At 67.2% G+C, this 19,517-nt stretch carries 17 protein-coding genes, 2 tRNA genes and 1 pseudogene; 9 read left to right on the top strand and 11 right to left on the bottom strand.

What is annotated here, in order from left to right:
- Positions 1-14 precede the first annotated feature (14 nt).
- Positions 15-617, top strand: a complete 603-nt coding sequence (locus R2601_RS14495; RefSeq protein ID WP_007799635.1) for a histidine phosphotransferase family protein — start codon at positions 15-17, stop codon at positions 615-617.
- A 41-nt stretch (positions 618-658) separates the two neighbouring features.
- On the opposite strand, the gene R2601_RS14490 is transcribed toward R2601_RS14495, so the two are convergent.
- From R2601_RS14490 to R2601_RS14470, 5 genes are all read right to left on the bottom strand, one after another.
- Positions 659-1,924: a glutamate-5-semialdehyde dehydrogenase gene (locus R2601_RS14490; protein ID WP_007799633.1), complete on the bottom strand. Its 1,266-nt coding sequence runs from the start codon at positions 1,922-1,924 to the stop codon at positions 659-661.
- A gap of 286 nt (positions 1,925-2,210) precedes the next feature.
- Positions 2,211-3,317: a glutamate 5-kinase gene (proB, locus tag R2601_RS14485; RefSeq protein ID WP_007799631.1), complete on the bottom strand. Its 1,107-nt coding sequence runs from the start codon at positions 3,315-3,317 to the stop codon at positions 2,211-2,213.
- Positions 3,305-4,336 (bottom strand): GTPase ObgE, encoded by a 1,032-nt coding sequence (gene obgE / locus R2601_RS14480; RefSeq protein WP_007799629.1) that lies wholly within the window; start codon positions 4,334-4,336, stop codon positions 3,305-3,307. The genes proB and obgE overlap by 13 nt, the downstream gene beginning before the upstream one ends.
- A gap of 230 nt (positions 4,337-4,566) precedes the next feature.
- Positions 4,567-4,643 (bottom strand) — tRNA-Asp (locus tag R2601_RS14475).
- A gap of 34 nt (positions 4,644-4,677) precedes the next feature.
- A tRNA-Asp gene (locus R2601_RS14470) sits at positions 4,678-4,754 on the bottom strand.
- A 465-nt stretch (positions 4,755-5,219) separates the two neighbouring features.
- Between R2601_RS14470 and R2601_RS14465 the strand changes: the two genes are divergently transcribed.
- From R2601_RS14465 to tpiA, 6 genes are all read left to right on the top strand, one after another.
- On the top strand, positions 5,220-6,119 hold the full coding sequence (locus tag R2601_RS14465; RefSeq protein WP_007799627.1) for a LytTR family DNA-binding domain-containing protein: 900 nt from the start codon (positions 5,220-5,222) through the stop codon (positions 6,117-6,119).
- A gap of 95 nt (positions 6,120-6,214) precedes the next feature.
- A complete protein-coding gene (locus R2601_RS14460; RefSeq protein ID WP_007799625.1) occupies positions 6,215-6,571 on the top strand; it encodes an SUF system Fe-S cluster assembly protein in 357 nt (118 codons plus the stop codon).
- An 84-nt stretch (positions 6,572-6,655) separates the two neighbouring features.
- Positions 6,656-8,326, top strand: coding sequence for a mechanosensitive ion channel family protein (locus tag R2601_RS14455; protein ID WP_040545401.1), 1,671 nt, complete (start codon positions 6,656-6,658; stop codon positions 8,324-8,326).
- A 65-nt stretch (positions 8,327-8,391) separates the two neighbouring features.
- Positions 8,392-8,955 (top strand): sugar O-acetyltransferase, encoded by a 564-nt coding sequence (locus tag R2601_RS14450; RefSeq protein WP_007799621.1) that lies wholly within the window; start codon positions 8,392-8,394, stop codon positions 8,953-8,955.
- 87 nt (positions 8,956-9,042) lie between these two features.
- Positions 9,043-9,423, top strand: coding sequence for a HesB/IscA family protein (locus R2601_RS14445; protein WP_007799620.1), 381 nt, complete (start codon positions 9,043-9,045; stop codon positions 9,421-9,423).
- A 121-nt stretch (positions 9,424-9,544) separates the two neighbouring features.
- Positions 9,545-10,294, top strand: a complete 750-nt coding sequence (gene tpiA / locus R2601_RS14440; RefSeq protein ID WP_007799618.1) for a triose-phosphate isomerase — start codon at positions 9,545-9,547, stop codon at positions 10,292-10,294.
- 171 nt (positions 10,295-10,465) lie between these two features.
- Here the strand turns inward: tpiA and R2601_RS14435 are convergent, their stop codons facing one another.
- From R2601_RS14435 to R2601_RS14415, 5 genes and pseudogenes are all read right to left on the bottom strand, one after another.
- Entirely contained in the window at positions 10,466-11,842 is a 1,377-nt protein-coding gene (locus R2601_RS14435; RefSeq protein WP_007799617.1) for a TRAP transporter large permease, read from the bottom strand.
- A 4-nt stretch (positions 11,843-11,846) separates the two neighbouring features.
- Positions 11,847-12,536, bottom strand: coding sequence for a TRAP transporter small permease (locus tag R2601_RS14430; RefSeq protein ID WP_040545400.1), 690 nt, complete (start codon positions 12,534-12,536; stop codon positions 11,847-11,849).
- 145 nt (positions 12,537-12,681) lie between these two features.
- Complete coding sequence (locus R2601_RS14425) at positions 12,682-13,692, bottom strand: TRAP transporter substrate-binding protein (RefSeq protein ID WP_040545399.1); 1,011 nt, start codon at positions 13,690-13,692, stop codon at positions 12,682-12,684.
- A gap of 297 nt (positions 13,693-13,989) precedes the next feature.
- Positions 13,990-15,207: pseudogene (locus R2601_RS14420) on the bottom strand (sigma-54-dependent transcriptional regulator); the annotation flags it as partial.
- Positions 15,204-16,955 carry a sensor histidine kinase gene (locus R2601_RS14415; RefSeq protein WP_007799612.1) on the bottom strand — a complete coding sequence of 584 codons (1,752 nt, stop codon included), beginning with the start codon at positions 16,953-16,955 and terminating at the stop codon, positions 15,204-15,206. The gene R2601_RS14415 and the pseudogene R2601_RS14420, both read right to left, overlap by 4 nt.
- A 60-nt stretch (positions 16,956-17,015) precedes the next feature.
- Here R2601_RS14415 and R2601_RS14410 point away from each other — a divergent pair, with 60 nt between their 5' ends.
- Entirely contained in the window at positions 17,016-18,188 is a 1,173-nt protein-coding gene (locus tag R2601_RS14410; RefSeq protein ID WP_007799609.1) for a cytochrome P450, read from the top strand.
- 258 nt (positions 18,189-18,446) lie between these two features.
- Here R2601_RS14410 and R2601_RS14405 read toward each other — a convergent pair whose 3' ends face one another.
- Positions 18,447-18,902: an Lrp/AsnC family transcriptional regulator gene (locus R2601_RS14405; RefSeq protein ID WP_007799607.1), complete on the bottom strand. Its 456-nt coding sequence runs from the start codon at positions 18,900-18,902 to the stop codon at positions 18,447-18,449.
- Positions 18,903-19,054: 152 nt separating this feature from the next.
- On the opposite strand from R2601_RS14405, the gene R2601_RS14400 reads away from it, so the two are divergent.
- Complete coding sequence (locus tag R2601_RS14400; protein WP_007799604.1) at positions 19,055-19,507, top strand: uroporphyrinogen-III C-methyltransferase; 453 nt, start codon at positions 19,055-19,057, stop codon at positions 19,505-19,507.
- Positions 19,508-19,517 lie beyond the last annotated feature (10 nt).

The following is a 19,517-nucleotide window of genomic DNA, read 5'->3' as shown; positions in this document are numbered from 1 at the left end:
GTGAGGAACCTCTTATGAGCAACGATAGCGCGCGGATCGCCGGTCTGGTAGGGTCGCGCATCTGTCACGATCTGGTGAGCCCGGTCGGCGCGATCTCGAACGGGCTCGAGCTGATCGCGCTGGCGGGCCAGCCCGGCCCCGAAGAAATGGCGCTGATATCGCAGAGCTGCAGCTCCGCCACCGCCCGCATCAACCTCTTTCGCATGGCGTTCGGCGCAGCCTCGGCGGATCAGCAGATCGGCGGGGCCGAGGCGCGCAAGCTGCTTGCGGGCTACTGCGCCGGAGGCCGGCTCAGCATCGACTGGCTGCCCTCCGGCGATGCCGAGCGCCAGGACATGCAGCTTGCCATGCTCGCAGCGCTGTGCTGCGAGAGTGCCCTGCCGCTTGGCGGAAAGGTCGCCGTCGCCGAAGACGGCGGCGGCTGGCGTGTCACAGGAACCGGGCCGCGGCTCAACATAGAGGCCGCTGCCTGGGCCATGCTCTCGGGCGGCGCCCTGCCCGACGACTTGCCGCCGGCGCGGGTGCATTTCGCGCTGCTCGGGGCGCTTGCGCCCGAGCGCGGGCGCAAGCTTGATGTCAGTACCGGGGAGGCGGCGGTGTCGGTGGCCATCTCCTGACCACCATCCCGACGACCTGACCCGACACCCTGCCCTGACGGTCAGGAGCGCAGCGCGCCGTCGGCACGGACCACGTATTTGAACGAGGTCAGCTGCTCGGCGCCCACCGGGCCACGGGCATGCATCTTCCCGGTGGCAATGCCGATCTCGGCCCCCATGCCGAACTCGCCTCCATCGGCGAACTGGGTCGAGGCGTTGACCATCACGATCGCGCTGTCGACGCGCTCGATGAAGCGCTGGGCCGCCGCCGGGTCCTCGGCGAGGATGCAGTCGGTGTGATGCGAGCCGAAATCGCGGATATGGGCGATGGCGGCATCCTCGTCCTCGACCACCTTCGCGGCGATGATGCTGTCGAGATACTCGCGGCCCCAGTCCTCTTCGCTGGCCGCCGAAGTACCCTCGATGGCCTGAAGCGCCGCATCGGCACGCACCTCGACCCCGGCCTCGATCAGGGCGCGGATCACCCCCTGCCCGATGGTGTCGACCGCGTCGCGGTGGATCAGCAGGCACTCGGCAGCGCCGCAGATGCCGGTGCGCCGGGTCTTGGCGTTGAGCACCACCGCCAACGCCTTCACCGGGTCCGCCGAGGCATCGATGTAGATGTGCACGATGCCCTCGAGATGGGCAAAGACCGGCACCCGCGCCTCGCGCTGCACGAGGCCGACAAGCCCCTTGCCACCGCGCGGCACGATGACGTCGACGTAGTCGGTCATCTGCAAAAGCTCGGTCACCGCACCGCGGTCACGGGTCGGCACGAGCTGGATCGCATCCTCCGGCAGGCCGGCCTTGACCAGACCCTCGACGAGGCAGGCATGGATGGCGCGCGAGGAATGGAAGCTCTCGGAGCCACCGCGCAGGATCACCGCGTTGCCCGATTTCAGGCACAGCGCACCCGCATCGGCGGTCACATTGGGGCGCGATTCGTAGATCACCCCCACAACGCCCAGCGGCGTGCGCACACGCTCGATCTGCAGCCCGCTGGGCTGCTCCCACTGTGCGATGACCTTGCCCACGGGATCGTCCTGCCCGGCAATGGCGCGCAGGCCGTCGACGATGCCCCTGATGCGGCCCTCGTCGAGCAGCAGGCGGTCCATCATCGCGTCGGTCAGCCCCTTGTCGCGGCCGAATTGCAGATCCTGCGCATTGGCATCGATAATCTGCGCGCGGTTGGCCCAGACCGCGTCGGCGGCGGCCTCGAGCGCCGCGGTCTTGCGGGCTGGCGGGGTGAAGGCGAGCTCGGCTGCGGCCGCTTTCGCACGACGGCCGATTTCGGTCATGACGGCGGGAATGTCGCTCATGTCGTTCATCGCTGTTCACCCTTCGGGTTCCGGTTTCAGAGGGCTCCCCTATAGCGCCTCGCGCGGGCGGGGCCTAGGGGAAGTTGGGAGCCCCGGAGAGATCGCCGCGATGATCCCGGCGGCGCGCGGTCTGAGCCCGGGCGCAAGGAGGGGGCGCTGCCCCCGTCGCAGCAGGGCTGCGACTCCCCCGAGGTATTTTCGAACCAGAGAAGAACGGGCGGGCGCGCGGGCGGCACGCGTCTCGCATCGGGGTTTCGGAGGGCGATCCGCGTGGCAGGGCCAGGCGGGCCGTGGGTCAGAGCGCCATGTCGTCGCGGTGAATCAGCACGGCGCGGCCGGGATAACCAAGCGCCTCCTCCATCTCCCAAGAGTGGCGGCCGGTGATCAGCCGGGCCTCGTCGGAGGTGTAGCGGGTGAGCCCGTGCCCCAGCGTGACACCGCGGGCATCAAGAAGCGCCACCGGATCGCCGCGGCCGAACTCGCCCACCGCCGAGGTCACCCCCACCGGCAGCAGCGAGCGGCCCTCGCCGAGCGCCTTTGCTGCGCCATCGTCGACGATCACCGCACCGCAGGGCTTCATCGACGCGATCCAGCGCTTGCGCGCCGCGTGCGGATCGAGCCGCGAGGTGAACCACGTGGCGTTGGCGCCGGTCTCGAGCGCCGAGAGCGGGTGCAGCACCGAGCCCTCGGTGATCGCCATGGCGCAGCCCGCCGCGGTGGCGGTCTTGGCCGCCAGAAGCTTGGTCTTCATGCCGCCCTTCGACAGTCCCGAGCCGGCATCGCCGGCCATCGCCTCGATCCCGGGGGTGATCTCGTCGATCACCTCGTAGCGATGCGCGGTCGGGTCCTGTGCCGGGTTGGCGGAGTAGAAGCCATCGACATCCGACAGCAGGATCAGCTGGTCGGCGCCCACGGTGACGGCGACCTGCGCCGCGAGGCGGTCATTGTCGCCATAGCGGATCTCGTCGGTGGCGATGGTGTCGTTCTCGTTGACGATCGGCACAACGCCGAAGCCCAGCAGCGTCTCCATGGTGGCGCGCTGGTTGAGGTAGCGACGGCGATCGGCGCTGTCCTCGAGGGTCACAAGGACCTGGCCAGTGACCACCCCGTGCGGCGCCAGCGCGTCTTCCCATTCGCGCGCCAGCCGGATCTGGCCGACCGCGGCGGCGGCCTGGCTCTGTTCGAGCGGCAGCGCCACCGGGGGCAGCTTGAGGATGCCGCGCCCCAGCGCGATAGAGCCCGACGAGACCAAGATCACGTCGGTGCCGCGGGCCTTGATCCGGGCAATGTCCTCGGCGATGGAGTGCAGCCAGTCACCGCGGAAGGCGCCGGTCTGCTTGTCGACCAGCAGCGCCGAGCCGATCTTGACGACCAGCCGGCGCGCCTCGCTCAGGGCCGCCATTCGCTGTCATCCTCGGGGGCCTCGCGGAGGCGTTTCTCGTCGATGAAGGCGCGCAGGGCCCGCAGCACCTCGGTGGTGCCCTCGCCCGAGGCGCCGGACATCAGCAGCACCTTGCCACCCGAGCGGGCCTCGAGTTCCTCGCGCAGGAAGGCGCGCTCCTCGTCATCCATGGTGTCGATCTTGTTGAGCACGGTGACGCGCGGCTTGTCATCGAGGCCGGCGCCATATTGCTCGATCTCGTTGATGATGGTGTCGTAATCCTCGAGCAGCGTGCCCGAGCTGCCATCGACCAGGTGCAACAGCACCGCGCAGCGCTCGACATGGCCGAGGAAGAGGTCGCCGAGACCGCGGCCCTCGTGGGCGCCCTCGATCAGGCCGGGGATGTCGGCCACGACGAATTCCTTGCCATCAACGCCGACCACGCCGAGATTCGGGTGCAGCGTGGTAAACGGATAATCGGCGATCTTCGGCCGCGCGTTCGAGGTCGCGGCGAGGAAGGTCGACTTGCCGGCATTGGGCAGGCCGAGAAGACCGACATCGGCGATCAGCTTCAGGCGCAGCCAGACCGTGCGCTCGACACCGGGCTGGCCCGGGTTGGCGCGGCGCGGGGCCTGGTTGGTGGAGGTCTTGAAATGCAGGTTGCCCCAGCCGCCATTGCCGCCCTTGCACAGCAGCACGCGCTGGCCAAGCTCGGTCATGTCGGCAATCACCGTCTCCTCGTCCTCGTCGAGGATTTCCGTCCCCACAGGGACCCGCAGCACGATGTCATCGCCATCCTTGCCGGTCCGCTGCCGGCCCATGCCGGGACGGCCATTGTCGGCAAAGAAATGTTGCTGGTAGCGGAAGTCGATCAGCGTGTTGAGCCCGTCCACGGTTTCCGCCCAGACATCGCCGCCGCCGCCGCCATCGCCGCCATCGGGGCCACCGAATTCGATGTACTTCTCGCGCCGGAACGAGATGCAGCCGTTCCCGCCGCTGCCGGAGCGGAGATAGACCTTGGCAAGATCGAGAAATTTCATGTGTCTGGTCCGTTCGGGAATGAGGGCGCGATCCGGCGCGGTTTAACCTGCGTGACGGCGTTTCTCAAGCGGTGCGCGCGTGGGGGTGCGTGCCGAAGGGGCGCTGCCCCTCTTGGCGCGCAGGCGCGCCAATTCACCCCGGAGTATTTGACGACGTAGAGAAGATCGTGAGCGAACGCCCGGTGCCCCCGGTGGGGGTGATTTTTCTCGTCCATCGTGGGTGGGGAAAGTGGCGCGGTTGACGGGGCTCGAACCCGCGACCCCCGGCGTGACAGGCCGGTACTCTAACCAACTGAGCTACAACCGCGCTTTCCGCGGGGCGGCATCTTAGGGGGCAGTGGTGGCGCGGTTGACGGGGCTCGAACCCGCGACCCCCGGCGTGACAGGCCGGTACTCTAACCATCTGAGCTACAACCGCTCACTGCCCTCCGAGGAGTGCCTCCCCGAACGTGGAGGCCCTTCTAGGCGGAGGTCCGGATGCCGTCAAGCGGTTTCGGCGAGGGAAATGTGCATTTTCTCAGAAAAGCCGGGAGCCCCGCTTCCCGGCCCCTGCCCCACGAGCTTGGATCGCCATATTTTCTTGGGTTAACAGATATTTGCCACGAGGCGCCGGACCCGCGCGGGCGCCGGGGACGCCCCGCCCTCGGCGCTGCCCCATGGTCATGAGCGCGACTTGATGCACGGCAGGGACCGGGCCGCCCCTCGCGAAATGATCCTGTGCCGTCAGAGAGCCACGTGGGTGCGCGCCCCCGGCCGGCACATGCCCTGACCAAGCGTACCACGCCTCCCCCTATGGCTTGCGTCACCGCCCGTGGAGCGCCTTGATTTCCCTGACAATCGCATGCATTTCTGAGCCAGGCGCAGTTGAGCCGGATATTTTGACGTGCATGATTTTCTTCGAACCAATCTGAACCTGCGGGCCACCACGCTGGAGCCAATCGACCTGAGCATCCGGCAATTCCTGGCGCTGTTCGAACATCGCCTGACGTGGATCTATCTTGGATTCGTGCTGGTGATTCTGCTGGTCTCCGATCCGAGTCACTTGTTCGCGTCGGTGCCGCTGGGACTCTATGCGATTGCCTGGGTGGCGGCCTTCATCCTCTACATCTGCGTTCACGCCGCGATCATGCTCGGGCTGGCGGCGCTGCGCTACCTCAGCGGGCGCACCGAGCCCGCGATCTATTGGCCTGTGGTCAGCCTTCTGGCGTTTGCCCCGACCCTCGTGGCGATGGAGACGAGCCTGAGCTGGGCCGCAGGCGACGCGCTGCGCCCGCTGCTTCTGAAACGCATCTGGTATGTCGCGGTGACGGTGATCATGTTCGAGACCATCTTCACGCGTTTCGTGCTGCCGAGGGTGGCCTCTTCCGCGACCACGCCGGACCGCGCGGCCGCGCCGGCCCCGGCGCCCCAGAACGCGGCAAGCGCCGAGCCCGGTTTCGCCGAGCCTGCCCCCGACTCGGAAGACCGCAAGATACACATCGGATCGCAGCCGATTTCCCTCGGCGAGGTCTCGGTCATCGAGGCGCGCGAGCATCACGTCCACGTGCGCATGCATCACGGCACCCTGAGCCAACGCGCGCGACTTTCGGATATCGTCGCCCAGACCCGGGACGAGGACGGCATCCAGCCGCACCGCTCCTGGTGGGTGCCTCGGCACTCGGTGCGCGAGCTCGGGCGGGACGCCGGCAAACCGGTGCTGCGCCTCACCGACGAGAGCGTTATCCCGGTGGCACGCGGCCGGCTCGAGACGGTGCGGCACTGGATCGCCACGCACGTGCTGTGAGCGGCTCCGCACAGGCGGCACATGCGGTTGCGGCCTTTACCCTCCCGGTCTGATTTCCTATATAATCCCTCAGGAAAGCAGACAAAGGACAGGCCATGGATGACGCACCGCTCGAAGGCGCCCCGCTGATCGCGCCCTCCTCGACCGAGCACCCGCTGCACGAGGCATGCGTCGAAGCGTGCCGTTCGGTCTATGACCCGGAGATTCCGGTCAACATCTTCGATCTCGGCCTGATCTACACGATCGAGATCGACGCCGAGAACGCCGTGAAGGTCATCATGACCCTGACCGCGCCGGGTTGCCCCGTCGCCGGCGAGATGCCGGGCTGGGTGCAGGATGCGGTCGGCGCCGTCCCCGGCGTGAAGGAGGTCGATGTCGAGATGGTGTTCGACCCGCCCTGGGGCATGGACATGATGAGCGACGAGGCCCGCCTCGAGCTCGGCTTCATGTAAACCGCCCGCCGGCCCCGCCAGAGGCCGGCGGTTTTATTTTACCACAAACGGGAACGAACCGGCCGCATTCGCCGTTTGATCGCGATGCTGCAGCTTGTCCGTACCCTCCTCCCCGCCCTCTGCGCGCTGACCGTGCTGCTCCTGCAGGCGCCCGGCGCGCACGCGCAGGAGCAAAGCGGCCTCGACTCTTGGTATCGTGTCACCGAGGTGAATCCCGGCCTCGGCGCGCCGCCCGGCAATATCGACCGCACCACGCCGCGCTCGAGCCTCGAGAGTTTCCTGTTCCGGGCCGACGCCGAGGAGTGGGGCCAGGCGGCGCACATGCTCGACCTCTCGGCGATCCCGCCCGACGAGCAGGCCAAGGTCGGCCCAGAACGCGCCGAGCAGTTCGCCACTCTGCTCGATCGCCGCATCATCATCGACTGGTACGACCTGCGCGACAGGCCCGACGCCGTCGATGCACGTACCACCGACGCGCCGATGGCGGGCGAGCCGCGGCGCTCGCTGCTGCTTTGGTACGTCAAGCTTGGCGACCGTCCGGTGCCAATCCGCATCAATCGAATCAAGCCTGCGGTCGGCGAGCCGGTCTGGCTGGTGTCGCGGCAGACCGTGATGTCGCTTCCGGCGCTGGCCGAGGCCTACGGACCGACCGAGTTCGAGCTCATGCTGCCCGAGCCCTTGCGCCAGAAGGCCTTTTGGGGCCTGCGCTGGTACGAGGTGGGCGCCTTCCCGCTGGTGGTTCTGATCACCACGCTGGTGGGCTTCCTGTTCAACAAGGCGATGTCCAAGGGGCTCGGCCGCACCCATCGCGACTCGCCGACCTCGATGCTGGTGGCCACCCGCGGTCCGCTGACGCTGGCCGTGGTGACGCTGACCATGTCGGTGCTGACCAGCAAGGTCTTCGTGTTCTCCGGCCGCATCGATACCGTCCTGTCGCCGCTGATCATCCTCGGCTTCGTGGTCGCCACGCTCTGGCTCATCGTCAACGTCGCCGACGTGATCCTGTCGCGGCTGGTGAACTTCGACGACGAGGAACTCGCCGCCATGGGCGACGGCATGGAGCAGCGCCGCAACGTCGCCACGCGGATCTCGGCAGCGCGTCGCGCGGTGATCGTCATCGTGGTGCTAGTCGGGGCCGGCATCACCATCAACGAGGCCAGCGTGATGCGCTCGCTCGGGGTGTCGCTGCTGGCCGGTGCCGGTACGGCGACCATCATTCTCGCCTATGCCGGGCGAAACGTGCTCACCAATATCATGGCGTCGCTCCAGATCGCCCTGAACCAGTCGGCCCGAATCGGCGACAAGGTGATCTACCAGGGTCGCTTCTGCACCGTGGAGCGCATCCACTTCACCTTCGTGCAGCTGCGCGTCTGGACCGGTTCGCGGCTGGTGGTGCCGGTGGTGGACTTCGTTTCCGAGCCGTTCGAGAACTGGACCATGAAGGAGCATTTCCTGATCGAACAGGTGGTGCTGCGGTTGTCGCACAAGGCCGATATCGAAGCGCTGCGCAGGAAATACGAACAGATCCTCGACGACATGGACGTTCCCGAGGACCGCGCCGAGGACCGCGGCGTCTACGTCAAGGGCCACGACGTGTTCGGGCAGGAGGTGGTCTTCCTCGTGCCGACCCCCGATCCCAACCTCGCCTGGACCATGGCCTGCGAGGTGCGCGAGGCGCTGCTCAAGGAGGCGCGCAAGCTTGACGACGAGGCGCAGGCGATCTTCCCCGAGGCCACGCCCGCCGAGGCCGCCTGAGCGTCGCCATTGCGCCCTGCCCCGGGCTTTGACAGGCTCGGGGTCTCGCAGCGGCGGAGGGCGGCATGACAACCGAGAAGCAGAAGATGATGGCCGGCGATCTCTATGATCCCGGTGATCCCGAGCTTGCCGCCGACCGCAAGCGCGCACAGAGGCTTATGTCGGAGTACAACGCCACCATCTACGGCGATGATGCCCGGCCGGGATTGTTGCGGCAGCTCCTCGGAACCTGCCCCGAGGCGGTGGCGCTCAGGGCACCGTTCCACGTCGATTACGGCTACAACATTCACCTCGCAGAGGGCGTGTTCTTCAATTACGGCTGTGTCTGCCTCGACGTCTGCCCGATCCGCATCGGCGCCAAGACCCAGATCGGCCCCTACGTCCAGATCCTCACCGCCGATCACCCGCGCGACGGCGCCACCCGCGACGCGGGGCTCGAATGCGGGCGGGCCATCACCATCGGCGCAAACGTCTGGATCGGCGGCGGCGCGATCCTCCTGCCCGGCGTCCGCATCGGCGATGACGCGGTGATCGGCGCCGGCGCTGTGGTGACGCGCGACGTGGCCCCGGGCGCCACCGTGGCCGGAAACCCGGCAAGACCGCTGCGCGCTGCTGCGAAAGAGACCTGAGCGCTGGCGCACAAGGACGCCCCCCGCCGCCCCCTTGTGACGGCAGGGCTGGCATATTACCTTGGCTGGTGAATAAGGAGACGCGAAATGTTCGGCATTCCAGGCAAACAGGCTGTCACCATGACCACTGCCGCAGTGACGCAGGTGCGCAAGCTGATGGAGCGCGACGGGCGCGCCGGGCTGCGCATCGGTGTCAAGAAGGGCGGCTGCGCCGGCATGGAATACACCATGGAGTTCGTCGACACCGCCGACGGCAATGACGAGGTCGTTGAACAGGACGGCGCCCGCGTGATGATCGCGCCGATGGCGCAGATGTTCCTCTTCGGCACCGAGATCGACTACCAGGTCTCGCTGCTCGAGTCGGGCTTTCAGTTCAACAACCCCAACGTCGCCGACGCCTGCGGCTGCGGCGAATCGATCAAGTTCAAGGATCTCGACGAGCTCGAGGCCGACCGTCAGGCCAACTGATGCTCCGGGGCTGGCCGGACCCTTGCAAAATCAGGCCCCTGCGTCATTTCTCCCCGGGCGGCGCCCTTGACGCCGCCGCCCCGCCCCCGATGATGGGCGCACACCGAATAAGGGAGAGACCATGCGCACGAAACTCGCCGCCGGCAACTGGAAGATGAACGGTCTGAAAGCCTCGCTTTCGGAACTCGAGGGCATGGCGGAGGCCGCCAAGGGCGCCTCCGAGGTGCTGATCTGCCCGCCGGCCACGCTGGTCGCCGCCGCTTCCGGAGCCGCCTCCGGGGACATCGCCATCGGCGGTCAGGATTGCCACGCGAGCGCCTCCGGCGCCCATACCGGCGACGTGTCAGCCGGAATGCTGAAGGATGCCGGCGCGACCTACGTGATCCTCGGCCATTCCGAGCGCCGCACCGACCATGACGAACACGACGAGGACGTGCGCGCGAAGTGCGAGGCGGCTTGGGAGGCCGGGCTGATGGTTGTGCTCTGCGTGGGCGAGAGCCTCGAGGAGCGCGAAGCGTCGAACACGCTCGACATCATCGGCGGCCAGCTCGCCAAGTCGGTGCCCGACGGCGCCACCGGCCACAATCTCGTCATCGCCTACGAGCCGATCTGGGCCATCGGCACCGGCAAGGTGCCCACCACCGACCAGATCGGCGAGGTGCATGACTTCATGCGCGCCCGGCTCGAGAAACGCTTCGGCGAGGGCGTGGGCCGCTCGGTGCGGCTTCTCTACGGCGGCTCGGTCAAGGCGTCGAACGCCGAGGAGATCTTCGCGGTCTCCAATGTCGACGGCGCGCTGGTGGGCGGCGCCTCGTTGAAGGCCGCGGATTTCGTGCCGATCATCGAGGCCCTGAACGCCGCAGCAAGCTGACAGCTTCGGATTTTGAGTATTTAGAAACGTAGAGAAGCAGGGGTGTGGTGCGCTGCCCCCTGCTTCTTCATGTTGGCAAATACTCCCGCCGGAGGCGATCCCGCCCTCTCCACGCAAAACGGCGCCCCGAAGCAGGGCGCCGTTTCTCGTTTCAGCGATCTCGTCCCCGGATCAGCGGGTGATGATCTCCGGCCCCATGAAGGTGGTCGGCAACCAGGTCGACAGGATCGGGATGTAGGTCACCATGATCAGGAACACGAAGAGCACCGCGAGGAAGGGAAGTGCGGCGCGCACCACGCTCATCATCGGCATGCCGGCAACGCCCGAGGTCACGAAGAGGTTCAGGCCGACCGGCGGGGTGATCATGCCGATCTCCATGTTGACCACCATGATGATGCCGAGATGGATCGGGTCGATGCCGAGCTCGATGGCGATCGGGAACACCAGCGGCGCGACGATCACCAAGAGGCCCGAGGGCTCCATGAACTGGCCACCGATCAGCAGGATCACGTTGACGATCACCAGGAACATCACCGGGCCGAGGCCAGCGTCGAGCATCGCCGCCGCGATCTGCTGCGGGATCTGCTCGTCGGTCAGCACGTGCTTGAGGATCAGCGCGTTGGCGATGATGAACATCAGCGTGATCGTCAGCTTTCCGGCGTCGAACAGCGTGTCGCGGGTGTCGCGGTGGAAGAACGCGGTCACCAGCGCGATCGGCTTGCGCAGCAGCGTGAGGTTGCGCTCGCCGTCCCGGCCCGCCAGCGGGCCCATGTCGCGGTAGACGAAGTTGGCGATGAAGAAGGCGTAGACCGCCGCCACCGCAGCCGCCTCGGTCGGCGTGAAGATGCCGCCATAGATGCCGCCCAGGATGATCACGATCAGGAACAGGCCCCAGAGCGCGTCCCGGCCCGAGGACAGCACCTCGCCCCAGCCCAGCCACTCGCCCTTGGGCAGGTTCTTGACCCGCGCGATGGCGTAGATGGTGATCATCAGCATGGTGCCGGCCATCAGGCCCGGGATCACCCCGGCGAGGAACATCCGGCCCACCGAGACGTCGGTCGCGGAGGCGTAGACCACCATAACGATCGACGGCGGGATCAGGATGCCCAGCGTGCCCGCGTTGGCGATGACGCCGGCTGCGAAGTCCTTGGTGTAACCCACCTGGCGCATGCCGGCGATGACGATGGAGCCGATGGCCACCACGGTCGCGGGCGAGCTGCCCGAGAGCGCGGCGAAGAGCATGCAGGCGAAGACGCCGGCAATGGCGAGGCCGCCATGCATGTGGCCCACCAGCGCGATCGAGAAGCGGATGATCCGCCGTGCCACGCCGCCCGTGGACATGAAGCTCGAGGCCAGGATGAAGAACGGGATCGCCAGCAGGGTGTAGTGCCCGGCCATGGCCTGGAAGAAGCTCTGCGCCACCGAGGCCAGGGACGTGTCCGACAGCACCAGCAGGAAGACGATCGACGACAGGCCGAGCGACACGGCGATCGGCACGCCGATCAGCATCAGGCCGATGACGGAAACGAAGAGAAGAAGAACGTCCATCAGATCAGTCCTCGCGGTTCATGTGGGCCACGTCGTCGACCGCGTCTTCGGCCTCGTGGCTGACGATCAGGCTCTGCTGGTCCCCGCGCCAGATCCGCGCTCCGGCCTGGATGAAGCGGAACAGCAGCAGCGCGGCGCCGAAGGGCAGGATCGCGTAGGGGATGAAGCGGGGCAGCTTCTCGTAAGCATCGCCGTAGTTGATCCACGGCTCGATGAAGCGCAGCCAATCGGGCATCGGGATGTCGACCACCTCGTACCACGAGCGGTAGGAGGTCCGTTTCATCTCCTCGAAGCCGGTGGGGAAAAAGCGCCCTGTGGTCTGTGGCAGGTTGGCGAAGTTGGCCCAGTAGTCCCAGGCACCCTTGAGCAGCAGCGCCGCGTAGACGATGCAGATCACCGCCGCGATCAGCGCCAGCACCCGGCGCACCGCCGGCGGGACCAGGTTGATGACCGCGTCGACGCCAAGATGCGCGGTGACCTTCACCGCGTAGCTGATGCCGAACAGCACCAGCCAGGCGAAGAGGATGGTCACCGCTTCGAGGCCCCAGATCAGGCCGGTGTTGAAGCCGTAGCGCAGCACGACGTTGACGAAGGTGATGAGTGTCATGAGCCCGAGGATCACCGCGATGGCGGTCTCCTCGATCTCGTTGACGAAGCGGCCAAACGCGCTCTGGCCTTGATAATGACTGGACATGCCGTCCCCCATTCCGCGTCCGGGCCCCGGCCCCGGCGCCATCTGTCCGTTGTTCAGGATGGTATGAAAAAGGGGACGGCCTCGCGTCCCCTGATCCCCTCCCGGCCCCTGTCTCCAAGGGCCGGTCGGGTGCCGTGGCTGGTGATCAGCCCTGGACTTCGGAGTTGAACGCCTGCGCGGCGTCGATGTTCTCCTGGCCGACATCGTCGGTAAACTGCTCCCAGACCGGCTTCATTGCGTTGACCCAGGCTTCACGCTGCTCCGGGGTCAGTTCGCGGATCTCACCGCCGGCATCCAGAACCGCCTGGCGGTTCTCGGCGTCGACCTCGGCGATCGCCGCGTTGCGGGTCTCGGTCACTTCGTTGACGATGGTCTCGAGCTGGCTGCGCACGTCCTCGTCGAGGCTGTCCCACCAGTCGGCGGAGGTCACGACCATGTAGTCGAGCACACCGTGGTTGGTCTCGGTGGTGCCGTCCTGCACTTCGAAGAACTTCTGGCCATAGACGTTGGACCAGGTGTTCTCCTGGCCGTCGACCACGCCGGTCTGCAGCGCGCCGTAGACTTCCGAGAAGGCCATCGGCTGCGGGCTGGCGTCAAGCGCCTCGAACTGCGCCTTGAGCACTTCGGAGGGCTGCACGCGGAACTTCAGCCCGGCAGCGTCCTCGGGCATCATCAGCGGCTTGTTGGCCGACATCTGCTTCATGCCGTTGTGCCAGAAACCAAGGCCGAGCAGTCCGCGACGGACCATCGATTCCTTCATCTCCTGGCCGGTTTCCGAGTTCTGGAACGCGTCGACGGCCTCCATGTTCAAGAACATGAACGGCAGGTCGAAGATGCGGAACACCTTGGTGAACTGTTCGAACTTGGACAGCGAGGGGGCGGCCATCTGGACGTCGCCGTTCAGCATCGCCTCGAGCACCTGGTCATCGTTGTAAAGCGTGGAGTTCGGGTAGACCTCCATGCAGGCCTTGCCGTTCATTTCCTCGTTCACGCGCTCTTGCAGCAGCGAGGCGGCGATGCCTTTGGGGTGCTTGTCGGTGTTGGTGACGTGGCTGAACTTGATGACGATTTCGCCATCGTCGCAAGCCGCCATCGCGCCGGTGGCGCCGGTGGTGAGGGCCGCAGCGGCCACGGCGGTCATCAGAAACTTCTTCATCGGTATCCTCCCGAGATGATGATGAGCGAGGGCCCGCTCCCCTGCCGGCCCTTCGCTAGGCACAAGACAGCCATGCGCCAGACGCATCAGGGATTGCTCAAACGCGAGTCGATTCCGATATTTTTCATTTAAACGGATACTTAACCGGTGATACCCAACCTTGCGACTGCGCGCGCTACATGTGCGAAATCCGCACGTCTTCGACACGGCTTGTGCGGAATCCGCACAAATCCGATTCGCAGCCGTGTCGCCCGTGATCGCCAAGGAAAGTTCGACGCGCCCGAGAGGCTCAGCGGACTCTTCCGGCTTCAGCCCGTATTTCGCCAGCTTGTCGTAGAAGGTCTTGCGCGGCAGCTTGAGCATCTCGGCCGCCGCGCTGGCCTGACCGCCGGTGCGCTTGAGCGCATCGGCCAGCAGCGAGCGCTCGACCTGCGCCAGCCGCTCGGTGAGCCCCAGCCCCTCGCCAGCGGCGTCCTCGTCGCCCAGTCCCAGCACGAAGCGCATCGCCGCCGACATCAGCGCCCGCGCATTGCCCGGCCAGTCGCGCGCGATCAGCCCGGCGATGACCTCCTCACCGATCTCGGGCGGTGTCAGGCCAGACTGCTCCGCCGCCTGCGCGACGTAATGGCGAAACAGCACGGGGATGTCCTCCGGCCGCTCCGCCAGCGCCGGAATGCGCAGCTGCATCACCTCGAGCCGGTAATAGAGCTCGGCCGAGAACCGCCCCTCGTCCGCCGCCTGCCCCAGATCCTCGACGCTTCCGGCGATCAGCCGCGCGCCGCCCGCCTCGAGCCGGTCCTGCAGCGCCAGCTGGGTGTCGAGCGGCAGCTGCGCGATCTCGTCGAGAAACAGCGTGCCGCCGGCGCAGCCCTGCCAGACCGCCTCGAGCCCCTCGCGCCCGAGACCAGCCGCCGAGCGCTTCTCGAACGGCCCCTTGGCCCGGGTCGAGCACAGGTGCACCACCTCGGCCACCTTCGAGATGCCCGAGCCACGGGCGCCCCGGATCAGCACATCGGTGCCGGCACGGGCGGCGGCGCGGGCCTGTGCACGCAGGGTCTCGGACTGCGGCGAGATCCCGAAGATCATCCGCGCCGCCGGGTCGCCGGTTTCGAGCTGGGCCTTGAGGCGCCGGTTCTCGAGCACCAGACCGCGGGTGCGCAGCGCGCGCTCGATGACCGAGATCAGGTCCTGCGGCGCGCAGGGTTTCTCGAGGAAGTCGAAGGCCCCCGCCGACATGGCCCGCACCGCCATCGGGATGTCGCCCTCTCCGGTGAGCAGGATCACCGGCAGCTCGGCATCCTGCTCGTGGGCGTAATCGAGCAGGTGGAACCCGTCGCGCCCCGGCATCCGGATGTCCGAGACGATCACCCCCTCGAATTGCGCCGCGATGCGGTCCTTGGCCTCGACGAAGGAGCCCGCGGTGATCGCGTCGAACTCGGCCAGCTCCAAGGTCTGGCCCAGCGCCTCGCGCACTGCCGCGTCATCATCGACCAGAAGCACCCTGCGCACGTTCATGCCATCTCCTTCGCCTGCAGCAGTTCGACGGTGAAACAGGCCCCGCCCGAGACGTTCTCGCCGCGCAGGCGTCCGCCGAACCCCTCCACGATGCCATAGGAGATCGACAGCCCGAGGCCCATCCCCTCTTCGGCACCGACTTCCTTGGTGGAGTAGAACGGATCGAAGATGCGCGACGGATCGACAATCCCCGGACCAGTGTCTCTCACACTGAGCATCACGCGCCCGCCGTCATCGTCGCGCGTGACGCGGATGGTGATGGCGCGGGTCTCGCTGTCGGCCATGGCATCCATCGCGTTCGAGAGCAGGTTGATGACAACCTGCCCCAGCCGCACCTCCCCCGCCATCACCACCGTTGTGGTCTCGGGGCGTTGCCAGTCGATCACCGTTCCGGTCTCGGCGATGCGCGGCGCCAGCACCTCGAGCGCGCTTTCCACCACCGCCGCCAGCCCGACCCGGCGGGCGGGCTCGGGCTCGGCCTTGGCGAAGGCGCGCAGGTTCTTGATGATCCGCCCCATGCGGTTCGCCATGTCCGAGATGCGCCCGAGGTTTTCCGCCGCGCGCTCCTGCTTGCCGCGATCCAGGAAGGCCGTCCCGTTCTCGGCAAAGGACCGGATTGCCATCAGCGGCTGGTTCAGCTCGTGGCTGATCCCGGCGCTCATCTTGCCCAGCGCGCTCAGCTTCGAGGCCTGCACCAGCTCGGCCTGCGCGCGCTTGAGCGCGGCCTCTGCCTCCTGTCGCTCGGCGATCTCGCGACGCAGGGCGATGTTGGATTGCTGCAGCGCCCGGGTGCGGGCCGAGACCCGCTCCTCGAGCACCACGTTGGCCTCGGCCAGCGCGCGCCGTCGTTCGAGCGCCAGCCAGAGCAGCGCGCCGAAGAACAGCACCACCGAAGCCACGACCGCCGCCTGCAGCCCGGCAAGACGCGTGGCCGGGGCGGTGTCCATCAGCAGCACGCCGGTCATGTCAATCACCGGCAACTCACTCTCGAGCCGAAGCGCATGGGCCGGCACATAGGGCGAGAAGCGCTGCTGCCAGACGATATGCCCACCGGGATCACGCAACGTGACCTCGCGCCGTGTGCCGTCGGCGGTGACCACCTCGGTCGGGCCGGTGCGGCGCCAGCCCAGAAGCTCGGAGCGGTTGGTGGCAAAGATCTCGCCGCCGCTATCGGTGAAGAACACCGCCGGCAGCGAGCCGCGCCAATCCTGCTCCAGCCGCGCGATGTCGACCACCACGATCAGCGCCCCGCGCACCCGCCCGTCGATGCCAAAGCTCGGTGCGGCGAAATAGAAGGCCCGGTCGATGCCTTCCGGTCCCGCGCCATGCGCGATGCCCAGCGCCCCGTCGAGCGCGCGGTTGAAGGGCTCTCCCTGCAGCACCCACTCGGGCAGACCCGGCTCGGAGGCCGCAAGAATTCGGCCCGTGGCATCGACATAGGCCGCCAGCGCCGCACCGGAGCGATCGGCCCCCCGCAGCAGGGTCGCCTCGGCGGCACGGCGCGAGCCGAAATGGTGCAGCCCGCTCAGCGCCGGATGATCGGCGCTCAGCACGGCGAACTCGCGGAAGCGCTGCAGCTGGGTGACAAGGCGCTCGGAGGCAAGCTCGAGATCGCTTTGCCCGCGCGCGGCAAGCGGGCCCAGCGCCTGCACGTACCCATAGTGCCAGACCGCCCCCGAGAGCGCGGCGGTGGTGATGAGGGCAAGCGCCAGCAGCGCGCCGCGACTGTGATACAGGGTCCGCGTCATCGTCGTGACATAGCAAGCGCCGTCTTGTCAGGGAAGCGGCGCGGAGGCAGGGTCGCGCCCATGCAGCGCTTCTCCCACGCCCCGACCGATCCCGCCTTCGTGCAAGACCCCTACCCGTTCTACGACCGCCTGCGCGCAGCGGGCGATCTGGCGTGGTGGGACGACTACGGCATGGTCTGTGCCGCCTCGCATCGCGCGGTGCATGCGCTTTTGCGCGACCGCCGCTTCGGGCGCGAGATCCCTTCCGAGATGGCCCAGCCCGTACCCGAGCATCTTGCGCCATTCTACGCGGTCGAGAACCATTCCATGCTCGAGCTTGAGGCGCCACGCCACACCCGGTTGCGCGGGCTGGTGCTGCGCGCCTTCACCTCGCGTCGCATCGCCTCTCTGGGCCCGGAGATCGAGGCACTGGCGCACGAGCTGATCGATGCCTTCCCCGCGGGCGAGTTCGATCTGCTGCCCGCCTTCTGCCAGCCCATTCCGGTGATCGTGATCGCGCGGCTGCTGAGGGTGCCCGACAGAATGGCGCCGCAACTGCTCGATTGGTCGAACGCGATGGTGGCGATGTATCAGGCAAGGCGCACGCGCGAGACCGAAGAGGCGGCCTCGCGTGCGGCCTCCGAGTTCTCGGCCTTCCTGACCGAGTATATCGATGCCCGACGCAGCGATCCGCGCGACGACCTTCTGTCGCAGCTGATTGCCGCCGAGGAGGCGGGTGAGAAACTCTCGACCGAAGAGCTGATCACCACCTGCATCCTGCTGCTCAATGCCGGTCACGAAGCAACGGTGCACACCATGGGCAACGGCATCAAGACGCTGCTCGAGACCGGCAGGTCGATCTCTCAGGCCGATGCAGCGCCGGTCTGCGAGGAGATCATGCGCCACGACCCGCCGCTGCATCTGTTCATGCGTTACGCCTATGAGGAGGTCGAGCTGTTCGGGCACCGCTTCCGGCGCGGTGAGCAGGTCGGTCTTCTGCTGGGGGCCGCCGGGCGTGATCCGGAGGTCTATGCCGATCCACGGCGCTTCGACCCTAGGCGCGAGGCGCCTGCGCATCACGCCTTCGGCGGCGGTCCGCATTTCTGCGTCGGGGCACCGTTGGCGCGGCTGGAGCTGCAGGTGGCGCTGCCGATCCTGTTTGCGCGCTTCCCGGGGCTGCGGCTGGCGGAGACGCCGCGCTACGCAGACCTCTACCCGTTCCACGGGCTGGAGCGGTTGGTGGTGGCGCGGTGAGGCGGCGCCTCGCGCTGTTCGTGTGTTTCCGTATCGCCTGAGCCGCGTGCCCGCGCGGAATCAAGGCCGCAGACCGCCGCGCATCGCCGGGCCGCCCCCCGGACCGGCGATCTAGTGACGCCAGCTGATCAGCTTCGCGGTCCTTCGCATGTGGCCGGGAGAAATCGAGGGATTCGATGCGAAGATCGCCAATCCGCGGCCCGACGCTGCGCCGCTTCCTCTCCTAATGCAATCGAAACGGGCGCCCTGCGCTCCCCCTCACACCGGCAGTGCCGTGGTGTTCTTGATCTCCTCCATCGACAGCAGCGCGGTGACGTTGTGCACCTTCACCTCCGAGATCAGCGCCTGGTAGAACACGTCATAGGCCCGGGGGTTCTGCACCCGCACCTTGAGGATGTAGTCGATATCGCCCGCCAGCCGGTGCGCCTCCATCACCTCGGGGCGCGAGCGCACCGCGTGCAGGAACCGCCCCTGCCAGTCGGCATCGTGCTCCGAGGTCCGCACCAGCACGAAGAAACAGGCCTCGAAACCCAGCTTGTCGGCGTCGGCGATCACCACCTGAGGACCGATCACGCCGCCCTCGCGCATCTTGCGAATCCGGTTCCACACAGGGGTCTTGGACGAGCCCACCGCGCGGGCGATCTCGTCGAGCGAACGCCCCGCATCGAGCTGCAGTTCGCGAAGGATTTTCCGGTCGGTGCCATCGAGCTGCATGGGTTTTCCTCTTTCCTGTCCATCCGTAGACGATGTTTCATAGCACCGCCGCTCATGAGAACAAAGTTCTTTAAAACTGCCCCCTCCTAGCGATACAGGGGGACGATGTTCTATATTTGCACAAGCAAAACACTCACAGCGGACTGATCCAGATGGCACATCCTTCCCAGACCCCGCCGCGCGGGCACGTGGCCTTCGTCGGCGCCGGCCCCGGCGACCCGGAGCTTCTGACGGTCCGTGCCATGCGCGAGATCCAGTCCGCCGAGGTCATCCTGCACGACCAGCTGGTGCCCGAAGCAATCCTGTCGCTGGCCTCCGAGGGCGCCACGCTCCTGCCCGTAGGCAAAAAGGGCTTCGGTCCGTCGATGAAGCAGGACGACATCAACGCGCTGATCATCGCCCACGCCTCGAGCGGTGCCCGCACCGTCCGCCTCAAGGCGGGCGACCCGGGCGTGTTCGGCCGGCTCGACGAGGAGACCGAAGCGCTCGACGCCGCCGGCGTCCCCTACCATGTCACGCCGGGCCTGACCGCCTCGACCGCCGCGGCCGCAAGCCTCGGCGTCTCGCTGACCAAGCGCGGGCGCAATCCGACCTGCGGCTGCTGACCGGGCATGA

Origin of the sequence: Salipiger bermudensis HTCC2601 (assembly GCF_000153725.1) — a bacterium.
Lineage (GTDB): Bacteria > Pseudomonadota > Alphaproteobacteria > Rhodobacterales > Rhodobacteraceae > Salipiger > Salipiger bermudensis.
Note: the sequence above shows the minus strand (reverse complement) of the source record. Positions and strands in the feature narration are given on the sequence as shown.